The sequence below is a fragment of the Streptomyces sp. NPDC002588 genome (genome assembly GCF_040295925.1).
Taxonomy (GTDB): Bacteria; Actinomycetota; Actinomycetes; order Streptomycetales; family Streptomycetaceae; genus Streptomyces.
In genome coordinates, this window is sequence record NZ_JBEOWF010000066.1 from 12,777 (window position 1) to 34,204 (window position 21,428).

At 70.4% G+C, this 21,428-nt stretch carries 22 protein-coding genes; 10 read left to right on the forward strand and 12 right to left on the reverse strand.

All coding sequences use genetic code 11. From position 1 onward, the window contains the following. Positions 1–2: 2 nt before the first annotated feature. The 7 genes from ABT057_RS45290 to ABT057_RS45320 are packed head-to-tail and all read right to left on the reverse strand — an operon-like array spanning position 3 to position 5,965. On the reverse strand, positions 3–320 hold the full coding sequence (locus tag ABT057_RS45290) for a 2Fe-2S iron-sulfur cluster-binding protein (RefSeq protein ID WP_352350514.1): 318 nt from the start codon (positions 318–320) through the stop codon (positions 3–5). 22 nt (positions 321–342) lie between these two features. Continuing rightward, positions 343–1,578, reverse strand: a complete 1,236-nt coding sequence (locus tag ABT057_RS45295) for an NAD(P)/FAD-dependent oxidoreductase (protein WP_352350516.1) — start codon at positions 1,576–1,578, stop codon at positions 343–345. Further along, a complete protein-coding gene (locus ABT057_RS45300; protein WP_352350518.1) occupies positions 1,575–2,132 on the reverse strand; it encodes a cupin domain-containing protein in 558 nt (185 codons plus the stop codon). Before ABT057_RS45300 ends, ABT057_RS45295 begins: the two co-directional genes overlap by 4 nt. Continuing rightward, a complete protein-coding gene (locus ABT057_RS45305) occupies positions 2,125–2,796 on the reverse strand; it encodes a 4-carboxy-4-hydroxy-2-oxoadipate aldolase/oxaloacetate decarboxylase (protein WP_352350520.1) in 672 nt (223 codons plus the stop codon). The genes ABT057_RS45300 and ABT057_RS45305 overlap by 8 nt, the downstream gene beginning before the upstream one ends. Positions 2,797–2,798: 2 nt before the next feature. Then, on the reverse strand, positions 2,799–3,710 hold the full coding sequence (locus ABT057_RS45310; protein WP_352350522.1) for an ABC transporter substrate-binding protein: 912 nt from the start codon (positions 3,708–3,710) through the stop codon (positions 2,799–2,801). 40 nt (positions 3,711–3,750) lie between these two features. Further along, positions 3,751–4,770: an amidohydrolase family protein gene (locus ABT057_RS45315; protein ID WP_352350592.1), complete on the reverse strand. Its 1,020-nt coding sequence runs from the start codon at positions 4,768–4,770 to the stop codon at positions 3,751–3,753. A 19-nt stretch (positions 4,771–4,789) separates the two neighbouring features. Beyond that, positions 4,790–5,965: a cytochrome P450 gene (locus ABT057_RS45320; RefSeq protein WP_352350524.1), complete on the reverse strand. Its 1,176-nt coding sequence runs from the start codon at positions 5,963–5,965 to the stop codon at positions 4,790–4,792. Between the two features lie 280 nt (positions 5,966–6,245). Here ABT057_RS45320 and ABT057_RS45325 point away from each other — a divergent pair, with 280 nt between their 5' ends. From ABT057_RS45325 to ABT057_RS45355, 7 genes are all read left to right on the forward strand, one after another. Next, positions 6,246–7,808, forward strand: a complete 1,563-nt coding sequence (locus ABT057_RS45325) for an FAD-binding oxidoreductase (protein ID WP_352350526.1) — start codon at positions 6,246–6,248, stop codon at positions 7,806–7,808. Between the two features lie 67 nt (positions 7,809–7,875). Then, the gene (locus ABT057_RS45330; RefSeq protein WP_352350528.1) at positions 7,876–8,670 is read left to right on the forward strand and encodes an ABC transporter ATP-binding protein; all 795 of its coding nucleotides are present in this window, start codon (positions 7,876–7,878) and stop codon (positions 8,668–8,670) included. Then, entirely contained in the window at positions 8,667–9,425 is a 759-nt protein-coding gene (locus ABT057_RS45335; RefSeq protein ID WP_352350530.1) for an ABC transporter ATP-binding protein, read from the forward strand. The genes ABT057_RS45330 and ABT057_RS45335 overlap by 4 nt, the downstream gene beginning before the upstream one ends. Further along, on the forward strand, positions 9,422–10,303 hold the full coding sequence (locus ABT057_RS45340) for a branched-chain amino acid ABC transporter permease (RefSeq protein WP_352350532.1): 882 nt from the start codon (positions 9,422–9,424) through the stop codon (positions 10,301–10,303). The genes ABT057_RS45335 and ABT057_RS45340 overlap by 4 nt, the downstream gene beginning before the upstream one ends. After that, positions 10,300–11,331 (forward strand): branched-chain amino acid ABC transporter permease, encoded by a 1,032-nt coding sequence (locus tag ABT057_RS45345; RefSeq protein WP_352350534.1) that lies wholly within the window; start codon positions 10,300–10,302, stop codon positions 11,329–11,331. Before ABT057_RS45340 ends, ABT057_RS45345 begins: the two co-directional genes overlap by 4 nt. Then, positions 11,328–12,524 (forward strand): ABC transporter substrate-binding protein, encoded by a 1,197-nt coding sequence (locus tag ABT057_RS45350; RefSeq protein WP_352350536.1) that lies wholly within the window; start codon positions 11,328–11,330, stop codon positions 12,522–12,524. The genes ABT057_RS45345 and ABT057_RS45350 overlap by 4 nt, the downstream gene beginning before the upstream one ends. Before the next feature lie 145 nt (positions 12,525–12,669). Continuing rightward, entirely contained in the window at positions 12,670–13,272 is a 603-nt protein-coding gene (locus tag ABT057_RS45355; protein ID WP_352350538.1) for a TetR/AcrR family transcriptional regulator, read from the forward strand. A gap of 108 nt (positions 13,273–13,380) precedes the next feature. On the opposite strand, the gene ABT057_RS45360 is transcribed toward ABT057_RS45355, so the two are convergent. The 5 genes from ABT057_RS45360 to ABT057_RS45380 form a co-directional block, all read right to left on the reverse strand. Further along, positions 13,381–14,118: a zinc-binding dehydrogenase gene (locus tag ABT057_RS45360; RefSeq protein ID WP_352350540.1), complete on the reverse strand. Its 738-nt coding sequence runs from the start codon at positions 14,116–14,118 to the stop codon at positions 13,381–13,383. A 123-nt stretch (positions 14,119–14,241) separates the two neighbouring features. Continuing rightward, positions 14,242–14,922 carry a DsbA family oxidoreductase gene (locus tag ABT057_RS45365; RefSeq protein ID WP_352350542.1) on the reverse strand — a complete coding sequence of 227 codons (681 nt, stop codon included), beginning with the start codon at positions 14,920–14,922 and terminating at the stop codon, positions 14,242–14,244. Continuing rightward, the gene (locus ABT057_RS45370; protein ID WP_352350544.1) at positions 14,922–15,773 is read right to left on the reverse strand and encodes an NADPH-dependent F420 reductase; all 852 of its coding nucleotides are present in this window, start codon (positions 15,771–15,773) and stop codon (positions 14,922–14,924) included. The genes ABT057_RS45365 and ABT057_RS45370 overlap by 1 nt, the downstream gene beginning before the upstream one ends. Then, positions 15,770–16,846, reverse strand: a complete 1,077-nt coding sequence (locus tag ABT057_RS45375) for an LLM class flavin-dependent oxidoreductase (protein WP_352350546.1) — start codon at positions 16,844–16,846, stop codon at positions 15,770–15,772. Before ABT057_RS45375 ends, ABT057_RS45370 begins: the two co-directional genes overlap by 4 nt. Before the next feature lie 298 nt (positions 16,847–17,144). Further along, positions 17,145–17,813 carry a TetR/AcrR family transcriptional regulator gene (locus ABT057_RS45380; protein WP_352350548.1) on the reverse strand — a complete coding sequence of 223 codons (669 nt, stop codon included), beginning with the start codon at positions 17,811–17,813 and terminating at the stop codon, positions 17,145–17,147. A gap of 219 nt (positions 17,814–18,032) precedes the next feature. On the opposite strand from ABT057_RS45380, the gene ABT057_RS45385 reads away from it, so the two are divergent. From ABT057_RS45385 to ABT057_RS45395, 3 genes are read left to right on the forward strand one after another with little or no spacing between them, the layout of a single operon-like run. After that, on the forward strand, positions 18,033–19,160 hold the full coding sequence (locus ABT057_RS45385) for an FAD-dependent oxidoreductase (RefSeq protein WP_352350550.1): 1,128 nt from the start codon (positions 18,033–18,035) through the stop codon (positions 19,158–19,160). Between the two features lie 5 nt (positions 19,161–19,165). Next, on the forward strand, positions 19,166–20,698 hold the full coding sequence (locus ABT057_RS45390; protein ID WP_352350594.1) for an FAD-dependent monooxygenase: 1,533 nt from the start codon (positions 19,166–19,168) through the stop codon (positions 20,696–20,698). Next, positions 20,695–21,357, forward strand: coding sequence for an SGNH/GDSL hydrolase family protein (locus ABT057_RS45395; protein ID WP_352350552.1), 663 nt, complete (start codon positions 20,695–20,697; stop codon positions 21,355–21,357). The genes ABT057_RS45390 and ABT057_RS45395 overlap by 4 nt, the downstream gene beginning before the upstream one ends. Positions 21,358–21,428: the final 71 nt, after the last annotated feature.

A 21,428-nucleotide genomic window follows, 5' to 3' on the forward strand; every position in this document is an offset into this window, starting at 1 on the left:
GATCAGGATTCGGGTGCGATCGTCACGCGCATCCCGTCGAGGGCAGGGTCGAAGACGACCTGGCAGGACAGCCGTGAGTTCTCCGCCAGGTCGTCACAGGCGTCGAGGAGGTCCTCCTCGTCCGCCGATCTGGGGGAGAGTTCGGCGCGGGCGGGCAGGCTGTCGACGTAGACGTGGCAGGTCGCGCAGGAGAGCGAGCCGCCGCAGATCGCCTCCAGTTCCTCGACGCCCGCGTTGCGGATGTTCTGCATGAGGGACAGACCGGTGCTTGCTTCGACCTGGTGTGGCGTGCCGTCCCGGGTCGTGACGGTGATCTGCATGTTGTTGTTCCTCCGGGGCGGATCAGGCCGAAGCGGCCATTTCTTTGAGGGGGATTCGAGCGTCGGCCAGCAGTGCCGGGTCGACACGGGTGCCGGCCTCCACCAGCCGGCGGCCCTGCAGGTAGTCGCGGGCCGAGTTGACGCAGTCCAGGGCGGTGACCGCGCCGTCCTTGAGGTAGACGAGCGAGAAGCTCCGCTCGTCGGGGGCGCCCCGCAGGACGGTCCGGTCGTGGCCGTGGCTGAGTCCGACGGTCTGCAGCCGCAGGTCGTACTGGTTCGACCAGAACAGCGGGAGCAGACGTAGTGGTTCGGGTCTGCCGCTGATGGCCTTCGCCGCGGTGGCCGCCTGTTCGGAGGCGTTCTGCCGGGACTCGATGCGAATGCCGGCGCCACCCCGGACCAACGTGCAGTCGCCGGCGGCGTAGACGTCCGTGAGCGTCGTGCGGCACAACTCGTCCACCAGCACGCCCAGTCCGCCGGGTGCCGGCTCCGCCCCCGCCGAAAGGAGCGGTTCGACGACGGGGTCGATGCCGATGCCCACGATCACCTGGTCGGCCGGGATCACCGTACCGTCCGTGAGGCGCACCCCGCTCACCGTCCTGTTTTCGCCCACGATCTCGGCGACTCCCGTGCCGAGTCGCAACTCCACGCCGTGGGCGCGGTGTTCGGCCTCGTAGAAGTGGGAGAGCGGCTCGGCCGCGACGCGGGCGAGGACCCGGTTCAGCGCCTCGATCACCACGACCTCCTTGCCCAGCCTGCTCAGCACGGCGGCGGCTTCCAGTCCGACGTAGCCGCCGCCGATCACCGCGACACGGTGGTTGTGCGGCAGGGCGGTGATGAGCCGGTCGCAGTCGGCCTTGTCCCGGATCGCATGGATGCCGTCCAGGTCGTGTCCGGGGCAGCGCAGTGTGCGCGGAGTGCCTCCGGCGCACCAGACGAGGACGCCGTAGCCGATCGTGGTGCCGTCGGCGCAGGTGACGGTGTGCGCCTCGGCGTCGACGGCGGTCACGCGCCGGCCGAGGGACAGCGCGATGTCGTGCTCGGGCCAGAACTCCGGTGGGCGCAGCAGGAGTTGGGTGAATTCCTTCTGGCCGGCCAGGTACTCCTTCGACAGGGCGGGACGCTCGTAGGGAGCCACCGGTTCGTCACCGAGCAGGCAGACGCTTCCCTCGAACCCCGCCTGGCGCAGGGAGATCGCGGCTTGCGCTCCCGCGTGCCCGGCGCCGACGATCAGGCACCCGTAGTGCTCGATGGTCATCGTGGCGCACCGCCGATCAGGACGAAGCACATCGTGGCGGGCCGGTCGCCCTTGTTGCGCCACGCGTGCCGGGTGCCGCACTGGACCGCGATGTCGCCCTGGCGCAGGTGCGCGGTCGCCCCGCCGTCCAGTTCGAGCCAGATCTCCCCGTCGAGGACGAGGTCGTAGTCGACGGTGTCGGTGCGGTGCATGCCTGGGGCGTCCGGTTCGAACCGCTCGGCAAGGCCGGGTATGAACTCGCGCTGCTCGGCATCCGCGGCGGCCGGGTCGAACTCCGGACTCGCCATCACGGTGTCGGGCGGGAAAGTGACGATCATCAGGCGGGTCTCGCCCGGTGCCGGTGGCACGTGCAGCCTCGACGGCGCTGTCTCGGCCTCGTCCTGCGGCAGGCGCGGGGGTGCCGCGGTGGCGTAGACGACCGAGGTCGTCATGCCGGGGACCGAGGCGTAGTGGTGGAAGTTGGGGACGGGTCCGTCGGATGCGAAGACCGATTTGCCGTCCCGGAGCGCGGTGACCACACGCCGGGGGGCCCGGGACCCGGAGGTCTCACTCATAGGTCAGCCCCTTCTCCTCGAGGCGGGCACGCAGGGAATTGACGTCGAGGCTGAGCTGTCCGGCCGCGTAGAGCTTCCGCTTCTCCTCCTCCATGGCGGCCCGGCGGCGGGCCTTGTCCAGCACCTCGGCGGCGGACGCCCGCGGGACCACGCAGACCCCGTCGTCGTCCGCGACGATCACGTCTCCCGGTGTGATCAGGGTGCCGCCGCAGACCAGGGGGACCTGGACGTCCGCGAGAGTCTCCTTGACCGTCCCCTGGGCGCTGACGGTCTTGCTCCAGACGGGGAACTCCATGGCGCGCAGCTCCGCGACGTCACGCACCCCGGCGTCGATCACGAGTCCGCGAACGCCTCTCGCCTGCGCGGACGTGGCGAGCAGGTCGCCGAAGTAGCCGTCGTCGCAGGGTGAGGTCGGGCTGACGACGAGGATGTCGCCCGGCTGGGCCTGCTCCAGAGCCGCGTGGATCATCCAGTTGTCGCCGGGCGGTACCTCGCAGGTCAGTGCCGGACCCGCGATGACCCGCCCCGACTGGCGTGGCCGCAGGCGGTGGCCGAGGAGGCCGGTGCGGTTCTGCGCCTCGTGCGCGGTCGCCACCCCGAGCTCCGCGAAGCCGGCACAGGTCGCCGCGTCGGCGCGGACGACCGTTGTCACGATCCGGGCCATGGTCAGTCACCCCGGACGAAACTGGGGTCGAGCACACCGGCCGCGTCGCCGGCCCGTTCCGGATCGAGCAGCCCGGCACGGACCATGAGGTCCGCCGTGGCCTCCCATGCCTCGGGTGAGACGGCGAGTCCCGCCGGCCACATGCCCATGTCCCTTGTGTACGACAGGCCCTGGGCGGCCAGGTCCGGGGCGTCGGGGGTGGTGATCCGCTGATAGATCGGCAGCGTGCTGCCGTCCTGCGAGGGGTCGTTGACGATGTCGTGCGCCTCGGCCAGGGCGGCGATCAGCCGTTCGACGGTGTCGCGGTTGCGCGCCGTCCAGTCGTTCCTGCCGATGACCGCCGCGAAGACGACCTCGGGGATCGCGTCGTTCACCTCGCCGATCAGGCGGTACCCCTCGCGCTCGGCGAGGAAGTTCCACGGTGCGGGCTGGGGCGCGCAGTCGATCTCGTCCTTCTGGAGCGCCGCCCACCGGGTGGTGTGCACACCGGCGAGGACGAATTCGTAGTCGCCCGGATACGACAGTCCCTCCCGCTGGAGCATGATCTGCGTGTAGAGCGCCGTGCCCTCGGTGAGGGAGGAGGTGCCGATCCGCCTGCCGCGCAGCTCGGCGACGGAACCGACCTCGGGGCGGGCGACCAGGGACATGGGCAGCCGCAGCGAGTTGGCGGCGACGATACGCAGGGCTCCGCCGGCGACGTAGTCGGCGACCGCGCCCTCCGGCGGGGTGATCGCCAGGTCGGCGGTGCCGTCGCGCACGGCGGCGGTGGCCTTGTCGACCGAGCCGAGGCGCAGGTACTCGATCTTCAGCCCGTGTTTGTGGAACAGGCCCAGTTCGTCGGCGACGAACACGGGGAGCCAGTTGAAGCCCTGGGCGCCGCCGGCGAAACGTACGGGTGTCAGGTCGGATGTCATCGGGGGGAACTCCAGTTCGGGATGCCGGGTGCGTGAGTGTTCAGCGCCCCTGTGCGGTGAGCAGCGCGTCGAGCCGGGGGTAGACGCGCCGGGCGTTGCCTTCGAGGACGGCGTGCCGGGTCCCGTCGTCGAGGCCGAGGGCGTCGATGTAGCGCTTGGTGTCGTCGAAGGGGTGGCCTGTCTCCGGGTCCACGGCCTTTACGGCGCCGAGGAGTTCGGACCCGAAGAGAACGTTCTTGGGGTCGACGACCCGGAACAGGGTGTCGATGCCGGCCTGGTGGTACACGCAGGTGTCGAAGTACAGGTTGTGCAGGAGGTGTTCGGACAGGGGCGGCTTGCCGAGCATGACCGACAGGCCCCGGTAGCGGCCCCAGTGGTAGGGAGCCGCGCCGCCGCCGTGCGGGATGATCAGCCGCAGGTCCGGGTGCCGTTCGAAGAGGTCGCCCTCCAGCAGCTGCATGAAGACGACCGTGTCGGCGGCGAGGTAGTGGGCGCCGGTGGTGTGCAGGGCGGGGGAGCAGGAGCCCGACACATGGATCATGCCGGGTACGTCCAGGCGGGTCATCGCCTCCCACAGCGGATCCCACCAGCGGTCGTACAGCGGAGGCGCCGACCAACGCCCGCCCGAGGGATCGGGGTTGACGTTGCACCCGACGAACCCGGCCGCCGCACAGCGCTCCAGCTCGGTGACGACCGGCCCGAGGTCACCCTCGACGGTCTGGGGCAGCTGGCACACGGCGGCGAAGTTCCGCGGGAACAGCTCGCAGATGCGCCGGACGGTGTCGTTCGAGAGCCGGGCCCACTCCGTCGCGATGTCCTGGCCCGGAACGTGGTGGCCCATGCCCGAGGCGCGGGGCGACAGGAGGGTGAGGTCGGAGCCCCGCTCCCGCTGCAGTCGCAGCTGGTTGTCCGTGATGATCCCGATCAGGGTGTCGTCGTCGGCCCCGGCATAGCCGGGCCGGTCCTGCGACCGGCCCTCGGCGAAGTCCACCTGGGCCGCGCGGAAGGCACGGAACTCGGGCGGCTCGGTCGTGAAGTGGCCGTGGCAGTCGATGGCCAGTCCCGTCGTCCCTCCCATGTCAGGCGTCCCAGACGGCGGGCAGGTCCGTGACCCCGCGGAAACGCCAGCCCTTCGCCGCCACCTCTCGGCTGTCGTCCAGCCGTAGGTTCGGCAGCCGCAGGAAGACCTCCTCCAGCGCGATCGTCCCCATCGCCCGTGACAGGGCGTGGCCCGAGCAGAAGTGGGGCCGGAAGCCGAAGGAGAGGTGCGGCCGCCTCTTGCGGGACATGTCGAACCGGTCCGGATTCTCGAAGCGGTTCGGATCCCGGTTGGCCGACGCCATGACGATGGCGACCGACGAGCCGGCCGGGATGTCGGTGCCGGCCACGACGACGTCCTCGGCGGTGACGCGCGGTGTGACTCCGATGGGGGCGATCCAGCGCAGACCCTCGTCGAAGGCGCGCAGCGCGTGTTCCTTCGGGGCGTCCGCGACGACCCGTGCCTGGTCGGGGTTGAGCAGCAGTCCCGCGCAGGCGTTCGCGGCGGCGTGGCCGGGTTCCTGCAGACCGCCCAGGATGATCACCTTCATGGTGGGCAGGACCTCGTCGAAGCCGCGGACCTCACCGTCCGGCAGGCCACCGCGCACCACATGGCTCATCAGGGTGTGGTCGGGTTTCGCGACCACCCGCTCGTAGAGCGCGCCGAGTTGTGCGTCGATCTCGGCCAGCGCCCGGTCGAGCCGCTCCCACACGGCCGGGTCGTCGCCGACGTTCTGCAGGCCGGCGCTCATCGCGTGGAACCACTCGACCAGCGTCTCGTTCGCGGTGTCCGTCAGGCCGATGACGTCGCCGATGCAGCGCACCGAGATCGGCTCGAAGAGGTCGGCGGTGAGGTTCGCCGACCCGCGCGGTGCCAGCTCGGCCAGACAGCGATCGACGACCGGGCGGGTCAGTGCCTCGACGTAGCCTCGTACCTGTTCCAGGGTGAGGTTCTCGTCGATGCCCAGGCGGAGCAGACGATGGTCCTCGCCGGTCATGGAGAGCACGTTTGGCATGCCCATGACCCGAGCCTCCGGCCGGTCCGGGCTGCCGGAAGGGCCGAACGCGCGGTCGTTCGCGCCCACCGCGCGGCAGTCCTCGAAGCGGGTGACGAGGTATTCGTGGGTTCCTTCGAAGAAGGCCACGGGAGCTTCCTCGCGCAAGCGGGCGTAGACGGGATAGGGGTCCCGGTACAGGTTCTCGCCATTGAGTTCCAACGCAGACATCACAGGCCGATCCAATCCGGATTCGGGTTAGACTTCGAATTCCACTGAGTATTTGAGTGCTCTCGGCGCGGTGTCAATACGTCGGACGAGAGCAACTTTCTGGCCGCCCGGCAGCGGAAAATGCTGCCTCTATAGGAGTTCAAAGATCTCTTGTCCGGGGCGTTGACAGGGGTAAGGGCTAGGAATACGGTCCGGAATTCGAAGACCAAGCGGTATCTGAACTGCCGTGAGGCGACGCTCATGATCAGTCGCTCCCCGAGAAGAGATGACGATGACCGACCCGACCCCGCATCTGCCCACCCTCCCGGCCGAGTTGGTCCGCGAGCTCACGGCGGTCGTCGGCGACGGCTCCCTCCACATCGAGCGCGCCAAGGTCGACGAGTTCAAGGACGCCTACTGGATCCCCGGCGACGAGACGTACGCCGCCGCGGCGGTCGTGCAGCCCACCTCTACGGAGCAGGTGCGGGAGATCGTCCGCCTCGCGGGCCGGTACCGGATCCCCGTGTGGCCGCACAGCCAGGGCCGCAACCTCGGACACGGAGGCGCCTCACCCCGTGTCCGCGGTTCGATCCAGATCGGGTTCCAGAGGATGAACCGCGTCCTGGAGATCAACGAGGAGCTGGCCTACGCGGTGGTCGAGCCCGGCGTGACCTGGTTCGACCTGTACGAGGCCGTCCGGGCGGCCGGCCACCGGCTGCTCACCCCCTGCCCCGACCTGGGCTGGGGATCGATCATCGGCAACTCGATGGACGCCGGCCACACCTACCAGCACTACGGCGCCGACTACATGCTCCCCACCGGGCTGGAGGTCGTCCTCCCGGACGGCGACCTCCTGCGCACCGGGGCCGGAGCGCTCCCTGACGGCAGGGCCTGGCATGTGTACAAGCGGAGCCTGGGACCGTCGCTGGACCGGCTGTTCGTGCAGTCCAATCTCGGCATCGTCACCAGGATGGGCGTCTGGCTCAAGCGTCTGCCGGAGGCCTACGCCCCGCTCGTGCTCTCGATCGGCGAGGACGAGGACCTCGAAGCCGCGGTGGACACCATCCGGGAACTACGGCTCGCCGGACACCTGGAGGGAGCCCCCGCGCTCTTCTCCACACTGCGTGCCTCCCACATGCTGCGGGACCTCCCCGTCACCGCCTCCCATCAGCTCACCGGGGCCGAGATCAGGGAGATCGGCGAGCGCACCGAGGTCGGTGCGTGGGCCGCGCGCGCGGCCGTGTGGGGCGACCCGGAGATCGTGCGGACCAAGGTCAGGCGCGTCAAGGAGGCCTGGGCGAAGATCCCGAGCGGCCGGGTCGAGGCCCGGCGCCTCTACGCGCCGGACGAGTACGACGAGATCGTCATGTCCGCCGACCAGATCATGATCGGCATCCCGACCCTCAAGGCGATCGAGAGCACCCCGGACCATGTGGCCCACATCGATGTCGCACCCGTTGTGCCCCTCCAGGGCCTCCAGGTGCGCAGCATGGTCGAGACGGCCCGTTCGCTGGTGCTCGACGCGGGCGTGAACTTCGGCGCCACCGTCGTGGTCACCGGGGAGCGCTCGTGCGTGGTGATCATCGGCATCCGGTACGACCGCACGGACCCGTCCGACGCGCGAGGCGCCTTCGATCTCGCCAAACGCCTGGTCGCCGCGGCCGGCGCGCTCGGCTACGGCGAGTCCCGTCCCCACCTGGAGTGCATGGACCCGGCCGCCGGCCAGTACTCCTTCAACGGCCACGCCTACCAGCGGTTCGTGGAGAAGATCAAGGACGCCGTCGACCCCGAAGGCATCCTCGCGCCCGGCCGCCACGGCATCTGGCCGGCCCCGTACCGGGCGGCCCGCGACTAGCACGGCACTCCCTTGCCCACGCACCACCCACGCATCACTTCACGCAGAACAGGACGGTGCCTCATCGATGGCCGATCCGACACACGACACAGCACTGCGTGTCGACTCACTCGGAGTGAGCTTCCAGGGCGTCACAGCACTGCAGGACGTCTCCTTCTCGATACCGGCGGGCGGTGTCTCGGCGGTGATCGGCCCCAACGGGGCCGGGAAGACGACGCTGTTCAACTGCATCAGCGGGGTCGCCCGACACGCCGGCCGGGTCGAACTGGAAGGGCGTGACCTGAGCCGGCTGCACGCCGACCGACGCGCGGCCCTCGGCATCGCGCGCACGTTCCAGACGCCGCTGCTGGTCCCCGAGCTCAGCGCGCTCGACAACGTCCTGCTCGGCGCCCACTCCCGGATGAAGCACGGCCTGCTGGGATCGTTCCTGCGGCTGCCCCCGGTCGTACGCGCCGAGCGGGCGATGCGCGAGCGGGCGTCCTCACTGCTCGGGCACCTCGGTCTCGACCGGTCCCAGGACCGGCGCGTGGACAGCCTCCCGCACGGCGACCGGCGCCGCGTCGAGGTGGCTCGGGCCCTGATCGCGGAGCCGCGCCTGCTGCTGCTCGACGAACCCGCGGCCGGTCTCGGCGCGGACGAGGCCTCCGACCTCCTCGGCGACGTCGAGGCCTTCGCCGCGGACACGGGGATGACCTGCGTCCTCGTCGAACACGACGTCGGCCTGGTGATGCGCGTATCGCGTCATGTGGTCGTCCTCGACTCGGGCCGGCTCCTCGTCGCCGGATCCCCGGCCGAGGTGGCGGCCGACGAACGGGTTGTCGCCGCCTACCTGGGCGACGACTGGTCGGAGGTGGAAAGGTGAGCATCGCATTGCTGGAGACCCGGCGGCTCGTCGCACGCTACGGCTCAGTCGAGGTCCTGCACGGGATCGACCTGGCCCTGTCGGACGGCGAGATCGTCGTCCTCCTCGGCCCGAACGGGGCCGGCAAGACAACCCTGCTGCGCGCCATCTCCCGCCTGGTGTCCACAGAGGGCGCGATCGAGTACGGCGCGGTCGACATCGTCGGCTGGAGCGGCGCACGGACGGCACGCGCAGGCGTCGGACATGTGCCCGAGGGCCGCGGCACGTTCGTCGACCTGACCGTGGAGGAGAACCTCCGTCTCGGCAGCCTGGCCCGGCCGCGGGACCGGCGGGCCCTCGCCGCCAGGGACTTCGCCCTCGTCTACGACACCTTCCCGGTGCTGGCCGAGATGCGCACACGCGCCGCCGGCCTGCTCTCGGGCGGTCAGCAGCAGATGCTCGCGATCGGACGCGCCCTGATGGCCCGGCCCCGCCTGCTGCTCATCGACGAGCCGTCCCTCGGCCTCGCACCGCTGCTCACCCGGCACCTCTTCGAGGTGCTGGCCCGGATCAGGGGCGAGTGGTCGACCTCGCTGCTGATCGCGGAGCAGAACGCACGGCTGTCCCTCGACATCGCCGACCGCGTGATCGTCCTCACGGGCGGCCGCGTCGCAGCCGCCGGCCCGGTCGAGGAGTTCCGCGACGGCGACGTGATCAAGCGCGCGTACCTCGGTGAGACGGACGGCGGCGCGGAAGCGATCGGAGTCAAGAAGTGACCGAACTGTTCCAACAGGTGCTGGACGGGCTGAGTTCAGGGCTGGTGTACGGCATCCTCGCCCTCGCGCTGAGCGTGGTCTTCCAGGGCACCGGCATGCTCAACTTCGCCCAGGGCGAGATGGCGACGCTCTCCGCCTATCTCACCCTGGTCCTTCTCGACGGGGGCCTGCCCTTCTGGGCGGCCGTCCCCGTGGTCGTCGTCCTGTCCGCGGCCGGCGGAGCGCTCATCGAGCGGGCGCTGGTCCGGCGCGTCGAGGGCGCGGGTGAACTCCCTCTGCTCACCCTCAGCGTTGCCCTGCTCCTTGGCTTCAACGCGCTGATGGCCATCGTCTGGACGACCGATCCGCGGACCTTCCCCAGCCCCTTCGGCAAGGGCCTGATCGAGTTCGCCGGGCTGCGCATGACGGTGCAGCAGGTGGGCTCGCTGGTCATGCTGCTCGCCGTCATGACGGCCACCGCGGTGCTGTTCAACCGCACCAGCGTCGGGCTGCGTCTGCGGGCCGTGGCACAGAACCCGTCCTCCGCCACCGTCCTCGGCCAGCACCAGGGCCTGTGGCTCATGATCGGGTGGGCGATCGCCGCGGCGGTCGGCGCCTTCGCGGCCATCGTCGCGGCACCCGTCCTGACCCTGTCACCGGGGATGATGACCTTTCCGCTGCTGCTGGCGCTGGCCGCCGGAACGCTGGGCGGTCTCGCGAGCCGGGTGGGCGCCGTGGTCGGCGGCATACTCGTCGGCATCGCGAACGGGTTGGCCGGCCGGTACGTGCCCGGCCTCGACGGCGACCTCGCCATCGTCGCCCCGTTCCTGCTCACCGCCGTCGTCGTGACGCTCAAGCCGGCCGGACTCTTCGGCCGGACCAGGACGGTGCGGGTATGAACACGTTGCGCCGCTACGCCGTCCCCGGCGGCTGGACCGCCGCCCTGATCATCGGTCTGGTCGTTCCCTTCCTCGTCTCCGACTACGACCTGCTCGACCTCTCCCGGGTCCTCACCCTCGCGATGGCCGTCGCCGGTCTCAACCTCCTGCTCGGCCACTCCGGTCAGATCAGCGTCGGGCACGGCGCCGTCTTCGGCCTCGGCGGGTACGTCACCCTCGGCACCGTCACCGAGAGCGGCTGGCCCTGGGTGCCCGCCGTCCTCCTGTCCGGAGCGGTGTGCCTGGTCTTCGGTCTGCTGATCGGCGGCCTCGCCCTGAAAATGGGCGGCGCCAACCTCGGCCTGCTGACCATCGCCGTGGCCGCCGTCTTCCCCCTCGTGATCATCCGTCTGAAGTCCACGACGGGCGGGACGTTCGGTCTCTCGCTGGCGCACTCGGGGATCCAGCCGCCCCCGGGTACCGGGCTCACTCCGGCGCAGTTCGGGTATGTCGTCTGCCTGCTCGTCCTCGCCCTGACGCTTGTCCTGCTGCGCAACCTGGTGACGGGAACGAGCGGCCGGGCCCTGGCCGCGGTCCGCACGAGCCCCCTGCTCGCCGCCGCGAACGGCGTGAACGTCAACCGCGTCAAGCTCACGGCCTTCGCCGTCAGTTCGGCCGTGGCGGGCATCGGCGGCGCGCTCTACGCCCTCGCCGTCGCCATCGCGGTGCCGGACAGTTACCAGATCACGCTGTCCATCACCCTCCTCGCGGCGGGCGTCGTCGGCGGCAGCCGGACCTGGGCGGGCGCGATCGTCGGGGCGGCGATCGTGGTCTACCTGCCCACCGCCGCCGAGAACGTGGTCAGTGGCGACTCCTCGGGCAACTGGGCCCAGCTCGTCTACGCCGGCGGGCTCATCCTCTGCCTGATCCTCGCACCCACCGGACTCGTCGGCGGCTTCACGCGCCTCCTCGGCCGGTTCACCTCTCCCTCTCCGACCAGCTCTCCCTCCGCCCTCGATCACCTGCACATCAGAAAGGAAGTTCAATGACGAACTACCCAGCGAAGCTGATCGCCCTCGTGGCCGTGGCCGCGGCCACAGCGACCGCCTGTTCCGGACGCTCGGCCGGGTCCCAGACCGAGAACAGTGACATCGTGATCCGGGCCAGCTACCCGCTCAGCGGCCCCCTGGCCTCCGCGGGTGTCTCGGCGGACGGGGCGGCCGCGTACTTCAAAGCGGTCAACGCCGCCGGCGGCATCAACGGGCGGAAGATCGACTTCGAGGTGAAGGACGACGCCTTCGACCCCGCCCGTCTGGTGTCCAACAACACCGAGTTCGTCAAGAAGGACCACGCGACGGTCGTCATCAACTTCGGCGGTATCGCGGTCGCGGCACGTCCCCAGCTCAACTCGGCGGGCGTGGCGCAGATCGTGCAGGGCGGCGAGACCGTGCTGAGCGACGTCAAGAAGTTCCCCGACTCCCGTGCCTTCGTGCCGGACATCTCCTGGGAGGGCGAGCTCCAGGGGCGCTACATCAAGGAGAAGACCCCCAAGGCCGTCGTCGGCTTCATGGGCTTCAACAACGAACTCGCCGACAGCCAACTCGCCGGGCTCGCCAAGGCCGGCGTCAAGCCGGTCAAGGCGCTCAGACTCCCGCCCGGCCAGGGCGACGTCGCCTCGCAGGTGACGGAACTCAAGGCCGCCAAGGTCGACACCCTGGTCGTCACCCTCGGCCCGCCGACCCTGGGCGCGCTGCTGTCGTACATGGGCCAGATCGACTATCACCCCCAGGTCTTCGTCGGGAGCCCGTACGCCGACTTCGCCAGCACGGTCAAGCCCGCCGGCGCCGCCAACGTCAAGGGAGCCCTCTCCTACCAGTGGTTCAAGGACCCGCAGAACCCCGCCGTGCACAACGAGAAGGCTCTCGTGAAGTACCGCGCGGACATGGCCGAGTACGCGCCCGAGGCGGACGCGAACCAGTCGTTCGCGCTGACCGGCTACGGACTGGCTGCGGCGGTCGTCTCGGCGCTCAAGGAGACCAAAGACGTCAGCAGCAAGGGTTTCCTCTCCGCGTGGGACTCCCTGTCCAAGGTGGCTGACCCGCTCCTCATCGACGGAGCGAACCTGACCGGAGAATCCGACGGCCGACTGGTGCACGAGTACCAGCTGCACGAGTTCAACGGCACCAGCTGGGTGCCGAAGGGCTCCATCGTCAATGTCTCCCAAAGCGGTATCGCCGACTGATTCGTCCTGTGCGACCGGGCTGGCGAAGAATCCTCTTGGTGGTTTCCTCAGCCCGGGCAGGAGTTTCGGCACGGTACACTTGTCCGCGGCTCGGTGCCGGGCGGTTCCACCGTTTGGGAGCGAATTCAGTGGGGAGAGCATCATCATGGCGAGGCTGACGCGAGAGCAGAGCCAGGCGCTCACGCGGGAGAAGCTCCTGAACGCAGCACGGGACGTCGTCGCGCGGGAGGGCTACGAGGGCGCCTCGGTCGAACGCATAGCGGACGAGGCCGGGTTCTCGAAGGGAGCCTTCTACTCGAACTTCTCCTCCAAGCAGGACGTCCTCCAGCAACTCCTCGAGGGAAACGCGGGGCACGACGTCCAGGAACTCTCCGAAGCGCTGCGCGAAGTCACCGACCCGGACGTCGTCATCGAAATCGTCGCCCATTGGTCCGACACCCGTGCCGCGGAACAGAAATGGGGAATCATCGCCATTGAGTTCCTCCGCCGTGCACAGCGTGACGGAAATCTGGGAATGCGGCAGCGTCAGCTGTTCGTCAGTCAGTGGGAAGAAATCGGAAAGCTCCTGCTCGAAAAACTCGCCCTGGGACCCGACGGGAGGATCAGCGCCCTCGACATGGGGGGAATCGTACTCGAACTGACCTACGGCGGTATCTCGGGATTCCTCCGCGCCAATACCGCCGGGCAGATGGTGCGGCACGTGCTCAAGTCGTTTCGCGACTCGGCCCGGCCTGCACAAGAGAGGTGACGGTCGCGGCAGGGGAGCCACAGCCGGCCGGCGGACGCCGGAAGAGCAGTCCACACCGGAGGCCCTTCGCCATGATCAAGCACCGGCGAGTGTCGACAACGCTCGTGATCAGTACACCTGGTCGTTGATCGTGATGACGATCTTGCCGCCGGCCTTTCCCGCGGCGATGATGGCCAGTCCCTCGGCGGCCCGGTCGAGCGGCAGGACGGTGCCCACCTCGACGCTCAGCGTGCCGTTCGCCGCCTGCTCGGCGAGCGGGGCGATGGTTTCGGCGCCGGGGGCCGCGAAGACGGTGGTGCCGGTCAGGCCGGCGGCGGCGAGGGCGTCGGCGTCGGGGTTCACGGTGGTGCTGCCGACCTTGCCGTTCTTGCGGACCGCGGCCAACGGTACGTCGTCGATGGTGTTCCCGACGAGGTTGACCAGGCCGTCCGCGCCGTCGGGGTGGAGCTCCCTGACCTGGTCGGCGACGGAGCCGGCCGTGAAGTCGACGACGGTGGTGGCGCCCAGCTCGGTGAGCCGCTCGGCGTCGGCGGATGTGCCGGTGGCCACGACGTTCGCGCCGCGGGCGGCCGGCAACTGGACGGCATAGGAGCCGACACCGCCGGTGGCGCCGTTGACGAGGACGACCTGTCCGGGCCGGGGGTCGACGTGCTCGACGGTGGCCAGGGCGGCCGCGCCGGCCAGGGGGAGCGCCGCGGCGGTGACGAAGTCGGCGAGTATGTTGGCGAGGGCGTTGAGGCCGACGGCCTCGACCTTGATCAGTACATGGCCGTCGGGGACCGCAGGGGTGGGCAGTTCGCCGAGGACGGGCTGTTCACCGGCGGCCGGGACGTGCAGTGCGCGCATGACTGCTCCGGTGCGGGGTTGTCGCCCTCAGCGGGACGGCCGGGAGCCGGCCGTCTGCCGGCCGACGTGGGACGGGGGGTGTCGGTGAGGCAGAGCGCAGGCCGATTCGGCCGCACGCTCCGCTCACGCGGTCCTCGCGGATCTGTCCTTCCAGGCGGTGTCGAGTGCCTGGAGGAACGCTTCGACCGGCTGGGCGCCGGAGACGGCGTAGCGCCCGTCGAAGACGAAGAAGGGGACGCCGGTGATGCCGATTTCTCCGGCCTGTCGTATGTCGGCCTCGAAATCGGCGTCGAACGCGTCACCGTCGAGCGCCTCGCGGGCGGCACCGCGGTCGAGGCCGGTCTCCGCCGCCAGGCCGGCGAGGACGTCGTGGTCGCCGACGTCGAGTCCATCGGTGAAGTAGGCGCGGAACAGCCGCTGAACCATGTCGTGCTGACGGCCCTGGCTCCTGGCCCAGTGGATCAGCCGGTGGGCGGCACGGGTGTTGGTCCCGATCGCCGAGTCGAGACGGAAGTCCAGCCCGAACTGTGCGCCATGGGCGGCGACCTGGGCGTTCATCGCCTTGGCCTGCGTCCTGGGGAATCCGCGTTCCTTCTCCAACAGCTCGTTGAGGTCGACGGCGTGGTCGGGCGGCAGGTGCGGCATCAACTGGAAGCTGTGGTAGCGGATCTCGACGTCGGAGCCGTGCGGAAACCTCTCCACGGCCTGCGCGAGCACGGTGTCACCGATGTAGCAGAACGGGCACATGACGTCGCTCCACACATCGACGACGAGCCGGTCGTCCGGGTGATCGAAGACGTTCATCAGGAGCACTCCCCGTCCACTCCGCACACACCCATGCCCTCGTTCGGCGCGAGCATCACGAACGCCGGGGACGCTTGGGCCGGCCGTATGCCGCCCGGAGGCGATGTCATGTTCGACGTGTCTCTTTCCTGGCTCGGAAGTCGTTCGGCCGCGGACACATGGGCCGCGGGACGTGGATCACGGTCGTGGTGTTCGGGCGTTCGCCCGATCGCGGCCCGGAACTCGGTACGGCCGAGCAGGGCGCCGAACAGCTCGCGGCCCGGCTGCAGGGCGGCACCCGCGGAGAGCGGGCCGATGTCCACGGGGTCGAAGCCGAGGTCGTCCACGACGGCGGCCACCGTGGCGACCGCGGCACGGTCGTCGCCGGCGACTCCCAGGGCGACCCGGTCCGGGGCGCCCGCGGGGCGGGCGCGTTCCTCCGTGTCGTGGTAGCCGATGTGGTTGAACGTCTTGACCAGCCGGACCGAGGACGGCCAGCCGTCACGGACGATCTCGCTCGAGGACCGCGCCGCGGTCTCGAACTCGGGCAGGATCCCGTCGACCGGGGGCCAGTAGTTCATGACGTCGACGACGATCCGCCCCCGCCACTTCTCGGTGGGCAGGGTCCGCCAGTGCCTCAGCGGCACGCACACGAAGACGACGTCGGAGACCGCGGGCAGCTCCTCGGCGGAGACCGGCACGGCGGTGGGCAGCAGGACCCGGGTGACCAGCCCGGTGCGACGGGGCGGGCCGGAGGCCGCGATGTGGACCCGGTGGCCTGCGGCCAGGGCACGGCGGGCGATCGCCACCCCGGCCTTCCCGGCGCCGATGATCCCGATCGACCGCACGTCGGCGGCTCGCTCCCCGCTCACCGCACGGCCTCAGCGGTCTCGGGGCCGCGGACGGTACCGGCGCTCCTGGCGCCGTCCCGGCGAGAGACCTCCGCCCGGAGGGCCGGTGCGACCTCGGTGCCCAGCAGTTCGATGGCCCGCATCACGTCGCGGTGGCCCACGGGGCCGACGGCGAGCTGGAGCATGACACGCTGATGGCCCAGCAGTTCGTGCTGATGGAGCAGCTTCTCCACCACCTGGCCGGGCGAACCCACCGCGTACATGCTTCCGGGGCCGTTCTTGGCCGCGATGTGGCTCACCGTGAGCGGAGGAATGCCCCGCTCGGCGCCGATCATGTTGAACAGGGCGGCGTCGGCCGGGAAGTAGACGTCGGCCGCTTTCTGGGAGGTGTCGGCGACGAAACCGTGCAGGGTGACGGCCATCGGCTGCGGCGGCCGGCCGTAGTGCTCCAGTGCCTCACGGTAGAGCTCGGCCATGGGCGCGAAGTGCTGGGCCGTGCCACCGACCGTGCCAAGAACCAACGGCAGGTCGAGGGATGCCGCGCGTACGACGGAGTTGGGGCTGCCTCCGACCCCGACCCACACCGGAAGCCGTTCCTGCACCGGCCGCGGCAGGATCAGCTCGTTGTCCAGCGGCGGCCTGAACCGGCCCGACCACGTCACCGGCTCGGCTCCGCGCAGTTCCAGCAGCAGTCGCAGCTTCTCGTCGAACAGGGCGTCGTATTCGGCCATGTCGTGGCCGAACAGGCGGAACGAGTCCGGCAGCGCCCCGCGGCCGACCATGATCTCGGCCCGCCCCTGGGACACCAGGTCCAGCGCGGTGAACTGCTCGAACACCCGCACCGGGTCGTCCGAACCCAGTACCGTCACGGCGCTCGTGAGCCGGATCCGTGATGTCCGGGCGGCCGCGGCCGCGAGCACGACGGCAGGAGCCGGCGCACCGAACCCCGGTCGGTGATGCTCGCCGAGGCCGAACACATCCAGCCCGACCTCGTCGGCGAGCGCGATCTCCTCCAACAGCTCCGGGATGCGCTGGGTCGCACTCACCCCCTCACCGACAGCGATGTCGGCGAACGTGAACGCACCGATCTCCATCGTGCATCTCCTGTCTGTGCGTGTAGCCGACTGCCTCAACCAGACAAGTGGCGCATATATTCCAGTTAGTGGATTCGCTCTCGTGGGTTGTGGTGAGCGCGACAGGGGCTCGTCGGTCCGATGTCGCCAACCCTCCGAGGGGATGCGCTCATCGGTAGCCGAGCACGCCATGTCATGTCGGTGTGCGGTCGCGCCAGGGCTCGCCGTGGACCTCACATTAGCATTAAGTAGCGCGGGTGCGTCACTTATGTACGTGACCGGGAGGGGACGAAACGGCGCCCATCCGGGCGTTCGGCGCTCAGGAGGGCGTGGCGGCCTGGTCGTCCTCGTGCATCCGCAGCAGGGCTCGATACGTCTCGACCATGGTCGGCGGCGAGGGAAGGGATCCGTTGCCCGGCGCGGCGAAGGCCTGGAGGAGGTAGGCGAGGAGCCTGGGGGAGAGCTTGGCGGCGATGTCCCCGGCTCCGGCCACGATGCCCGCGTGCGCGATGAGCACCATGATGATGTCCTCGGGCGTGAAGTCCTCGCGCAGCGCGCCCGCGGCCTTGGCGCGGGCGATCAGCATGCTGATGTTCTCGTAGGCGCGGCGGCGGTCGGGCTCGAGGCCCATGCCCTTGGGGAACGTCATCGTCAGGACCTCGGTGAAGCCGCGGTCACCGAGCTGCATGCAGGCCATCTTCCCGAGGTATGTGGTGAATCCGTGCCAGGGGTCGGGGTCCGCCAGGCCCTCGGCGGAGATGTCGGCGTAGGCGGCGATCTTGTCCTGGAACACGGCCGCGACCAGCTCCGCCTTCGAGGGGAACCGGCGGCGCAGAGTCGGTTCCCCCACCTCGGCCCGCTTGGCGATGTGCCGCATCGACACACCGAGTCCCTCGTCGGCGAAGACCTGGCGGGCGGTGTCGAGGATGCGCTGCCGGTTCCGCTCGGCGTCCGCGCGCAATTGCTTGTCCCGTCCCGTTTCGGCCATCTGCCGATCATACCGAGGGAAACTGGCGTGCTTACGCCGGTTATGGTCCGGCCGAGCAGGGCCGGTACGAAACGCGATGGCCGGAGGGCTGCCGTGTGAGCCGCTGTCAGCGCCGTGTGCGCCCCGTGTGAGCGGCCCCCGTCAGTCTTCGGGTGCCTGCCGATCCGCGGGCGGCCGGCCGGGGTTCGCCGGGCGGCCCGATCCATAGGAGCCACAATCATGAACAGCCCTGTCACGATCATCGGCGCCGGACTCGGCGGACTCGTCCTGGCCCGTGTCCTGCACGTCAACGGCATCCCGTCCAGGGTCTACGAGGCCGATTCCTCCCCGGCCGCGCGCAGGCAGGGCGGAATGCTCGACATCCACGACCACAACGGGCAGCTCGCCCTTCAGGCGGCCGGCCTGATGGACGAGTTCCGCGCCATCGTCATCGGGGGCCGCCAGACGATGCGGGTCCTCGACCAGGACGGGACCGTCCTGATGGACAAGGCCGACGACGGCGGCGGACGCCCCGAGGCGATGCGCGGCGACCTGCGAAAGATGCTGCTCGACTCGCTGCCGGCCGGCACCGTCCGGTGGGACCACAAGGTCAGCGGCGTCCGTGCGGTCGGCAACGGCGGCCACGAGGTGACGTTCGCCTGCGGGTGCACCGCTGCCACGAGCCTGCTGGTCGGTGCGGACGGCGCGTGGTCACGGGTCCGGCCGCTGCTCACCGACGCCACCCCCGAGTACGCCGGCGCGTCGTTCGTCGAGACCTACCTGTTCGAGGCCGACACCCGGCACCCGGCCGCCGCGAAAGCGGTCGGCGGCGGGTCGATGATCGCGCCTTCGCCGGGCAAGGAGATCTTCGCCCACCGGGAGAGCGGCGCCACGCTGCACACCTACGTGCAGCTCACCAGGGATCGGGACTGGTTCGCCGCCATCGACTTCACCGATTCCGCCGCGGCCACCGCGCGGATCGCGCAGGAGTTCGAGGGCTGGGCGCCGGAGCTCACCGCGCTGATCACCGACGCCGACACCGCGCCTGTCCTGCGTCCCCACTACGCCCTGCCGGCCGGGCTCCGCTGGGAGCGGGTGCCGGGGGTGACCCTGCTCGGCGACGCCGCCCACCTCGCGGCGCCGAACGGCGAGGGAGCCAACCTGGCCATGCTCGACGGCGCCGAACTCGGCAAGGCCCTCGCCGCGCACCCCGACGACGTCGAGGCCGCGCTCGGCGAGTACGAGGAGGCCATGTTCCTCCGCCCCACCGAGGACGTCATGTTCGAAGGCGCCGAGGTTCAGGGGATCGACTCCGAGGGCAACACGGCCCAGGGCCTGGTCGACATGATCAACGGGCAGGGCCGGTGAGCCCCGTGTACGACGTGGCGATCGTGGGCGCGGGACCGGTCGGGCTGTTCCTCGCCTGCGAGCTCGGCCTGGCGGGCCGCTCCGTCCTGGTGCTGGAGCGGGAGCCGGAGTCGCGCTCCCGGTGGAAGGAGGCCCCGCTCGGGATGCGGGGACTGTCCGCCGCGTCGGTCGAGGCGTTCTACCGCCGCGGGATGCTGCGCCCGCTGCTGACGGCCTCGGGCGTCGACGACGCCCCCGGCACGCACTCCGACACGGACGAGCCGTCACCCCCTCGGAGCGTGGGCCACTTCGCCGGCATGATGCTCGATCCGGCCGACGTCGACGTCACCGCCCTGCCGTTCCGGATGCCCAGCCCGGCACCCGAGGGCCTGATGACGAACCTGGCAGCGGTCGAGACGGTACTGGCCGAGCGGGCGGTCAGGCTCGGCGTGGAGATCCGGCGCGGCGTCCCGGTCTCGGCCGTCACCCAGGACGACGACGGCGTGGTCGCGCAGGCCGGCGAGCACGCGTACCCGGCGCGCTGGCTCGTCGGCTGCGACGGCGGACGCAGCACCGTGCGCGGGCTCACGGGCTTCGACTTCGTCGGCACCGAGCCGCGGTTCACCGGCTACGCCGTGCTCGCCGCCATCGCCGATCCCGAGAAGCTGCGCCCCGGGTTCAATGCGACGCCGACGGGCATGTACCTCCGGACGCCCGCGAGAGAGTACATCGGCATGATGGACTTCGACGGCGGCGCGTTCGACCGCTCGAAGCCGCTGACGCGCGAACATCTCCAGACGGTTCTGCGCCGTGTGTCCGGCACCGACGTGACCCTGGAAGAGGTTCATCGCGCCTCGAGCTTCACCGATCGGGCGATGCAGACGACGACCTACCGGCAGGGACGCGTCCTGCTCGCGGGCGACGCCGCGCACATCCACTCCCCCCTCGGCGGGCAGGGACTCAACCTCGGCATCGGCGACGCCATGAACCTGGGCTGGAAGCTCGCGGCGACCGTGCACGGGCACGCGCCGGACGGGCTTCTCGACACCTACACCCGCGAGCGCCGTCCGATCGGCGCGAGCGTGCTCGACTGGTCACGGGCCCAGGTGGCGGCCATGGGACCGGACCCGCATGCCCGGGCGGTCCGAGGAGTGATGCGCGACCTCATCGGGACCCGGGACGGAACGACCTACGTGTTCAGGAGGACGTCGGGCACGTACAACCGCTACGACCTCGGCAGCGAGCACCCGCTCGTCGGCCGCGACGCCCCGGACCTCCGTCTCGAGGACGGCACCCGCCTCGCAGATCTGATGCGGGACGGGCGAGGCGTCGCGCTCGATCTCGGCACCGGCCGATCCCTGCACGGTCCGGCGACGGGCTGGGCGAGCCGGATCCGGTATGCGGCCGGGCCGGCGGGAAACCCGCTCGGGCTGGGTGCCGTGCTGGTCCGGCCCGACGGCACCGTCGCCTGGGCGGCCGACGGCGACCCGGACCACACGGAGTTCGAGGAGGCCGCGGACCGCTGGTTCGGTACCGCTGACAGCGGGGAGCGCGCATGACCATCACCCTCGGACCGGGGAGCACCGTGATGTTCACCGGCGATTCGATCACCGACTGCCAACGGCTGGAGAGCGAACAGCGGCTCGGATCCGGCTATGCGCTGCGCGTCGCGGGCGAGTGGGGACTCCGGCACCCGGACCGGGCAGTGACCTGGCTGAACTCCGGGATCGCGGGCGACAGGGTGATGGACCTCGAGGCCCGGTGGCAGACGGACGTGCTCGACGCCCGCCCGGACCTGGTGTCGATCCTCGTCGGCATCAACGACGTCGGCCGGCACTCGTACGACCCGGACGGCCATGTGATCTCCGCGGAGGAGTACGCGGCGGGTTACGACCGTCTGCTCGCGCCGCTCGCCGAGGCCGGTACCGAGCTGATCCTCATCGAGCCGTTCCTGCTGCCGATTCGCGGCAGTGTCGAGGTCGGGGACGTGGTGCTCGACGAAGAGGTCCGCAGGGAGTGGCGGGCCGGACTGGACCCGAAGATCCAGGTCGTGCGCGAGCTCGCCCGTTCGTACGGAGCGCGTCTGCTCGCCGCCGACGGCCTGTTCGCCGGGCTCGCCGCGACGACCGCGCCGGAGTACTGGGCCGCGGACGGCGTGCACCCGACACCGGCCGGTCACGCCGCCCTCGCGGCGGCCTGGCTGCGCCTGGTCGCGTGACCGGGCCTCGCGGCCGCCCGCGCCACCGGCACGATTCCTGAGCGGAACGAGCAGGCCCCCGGGGGCCGCTG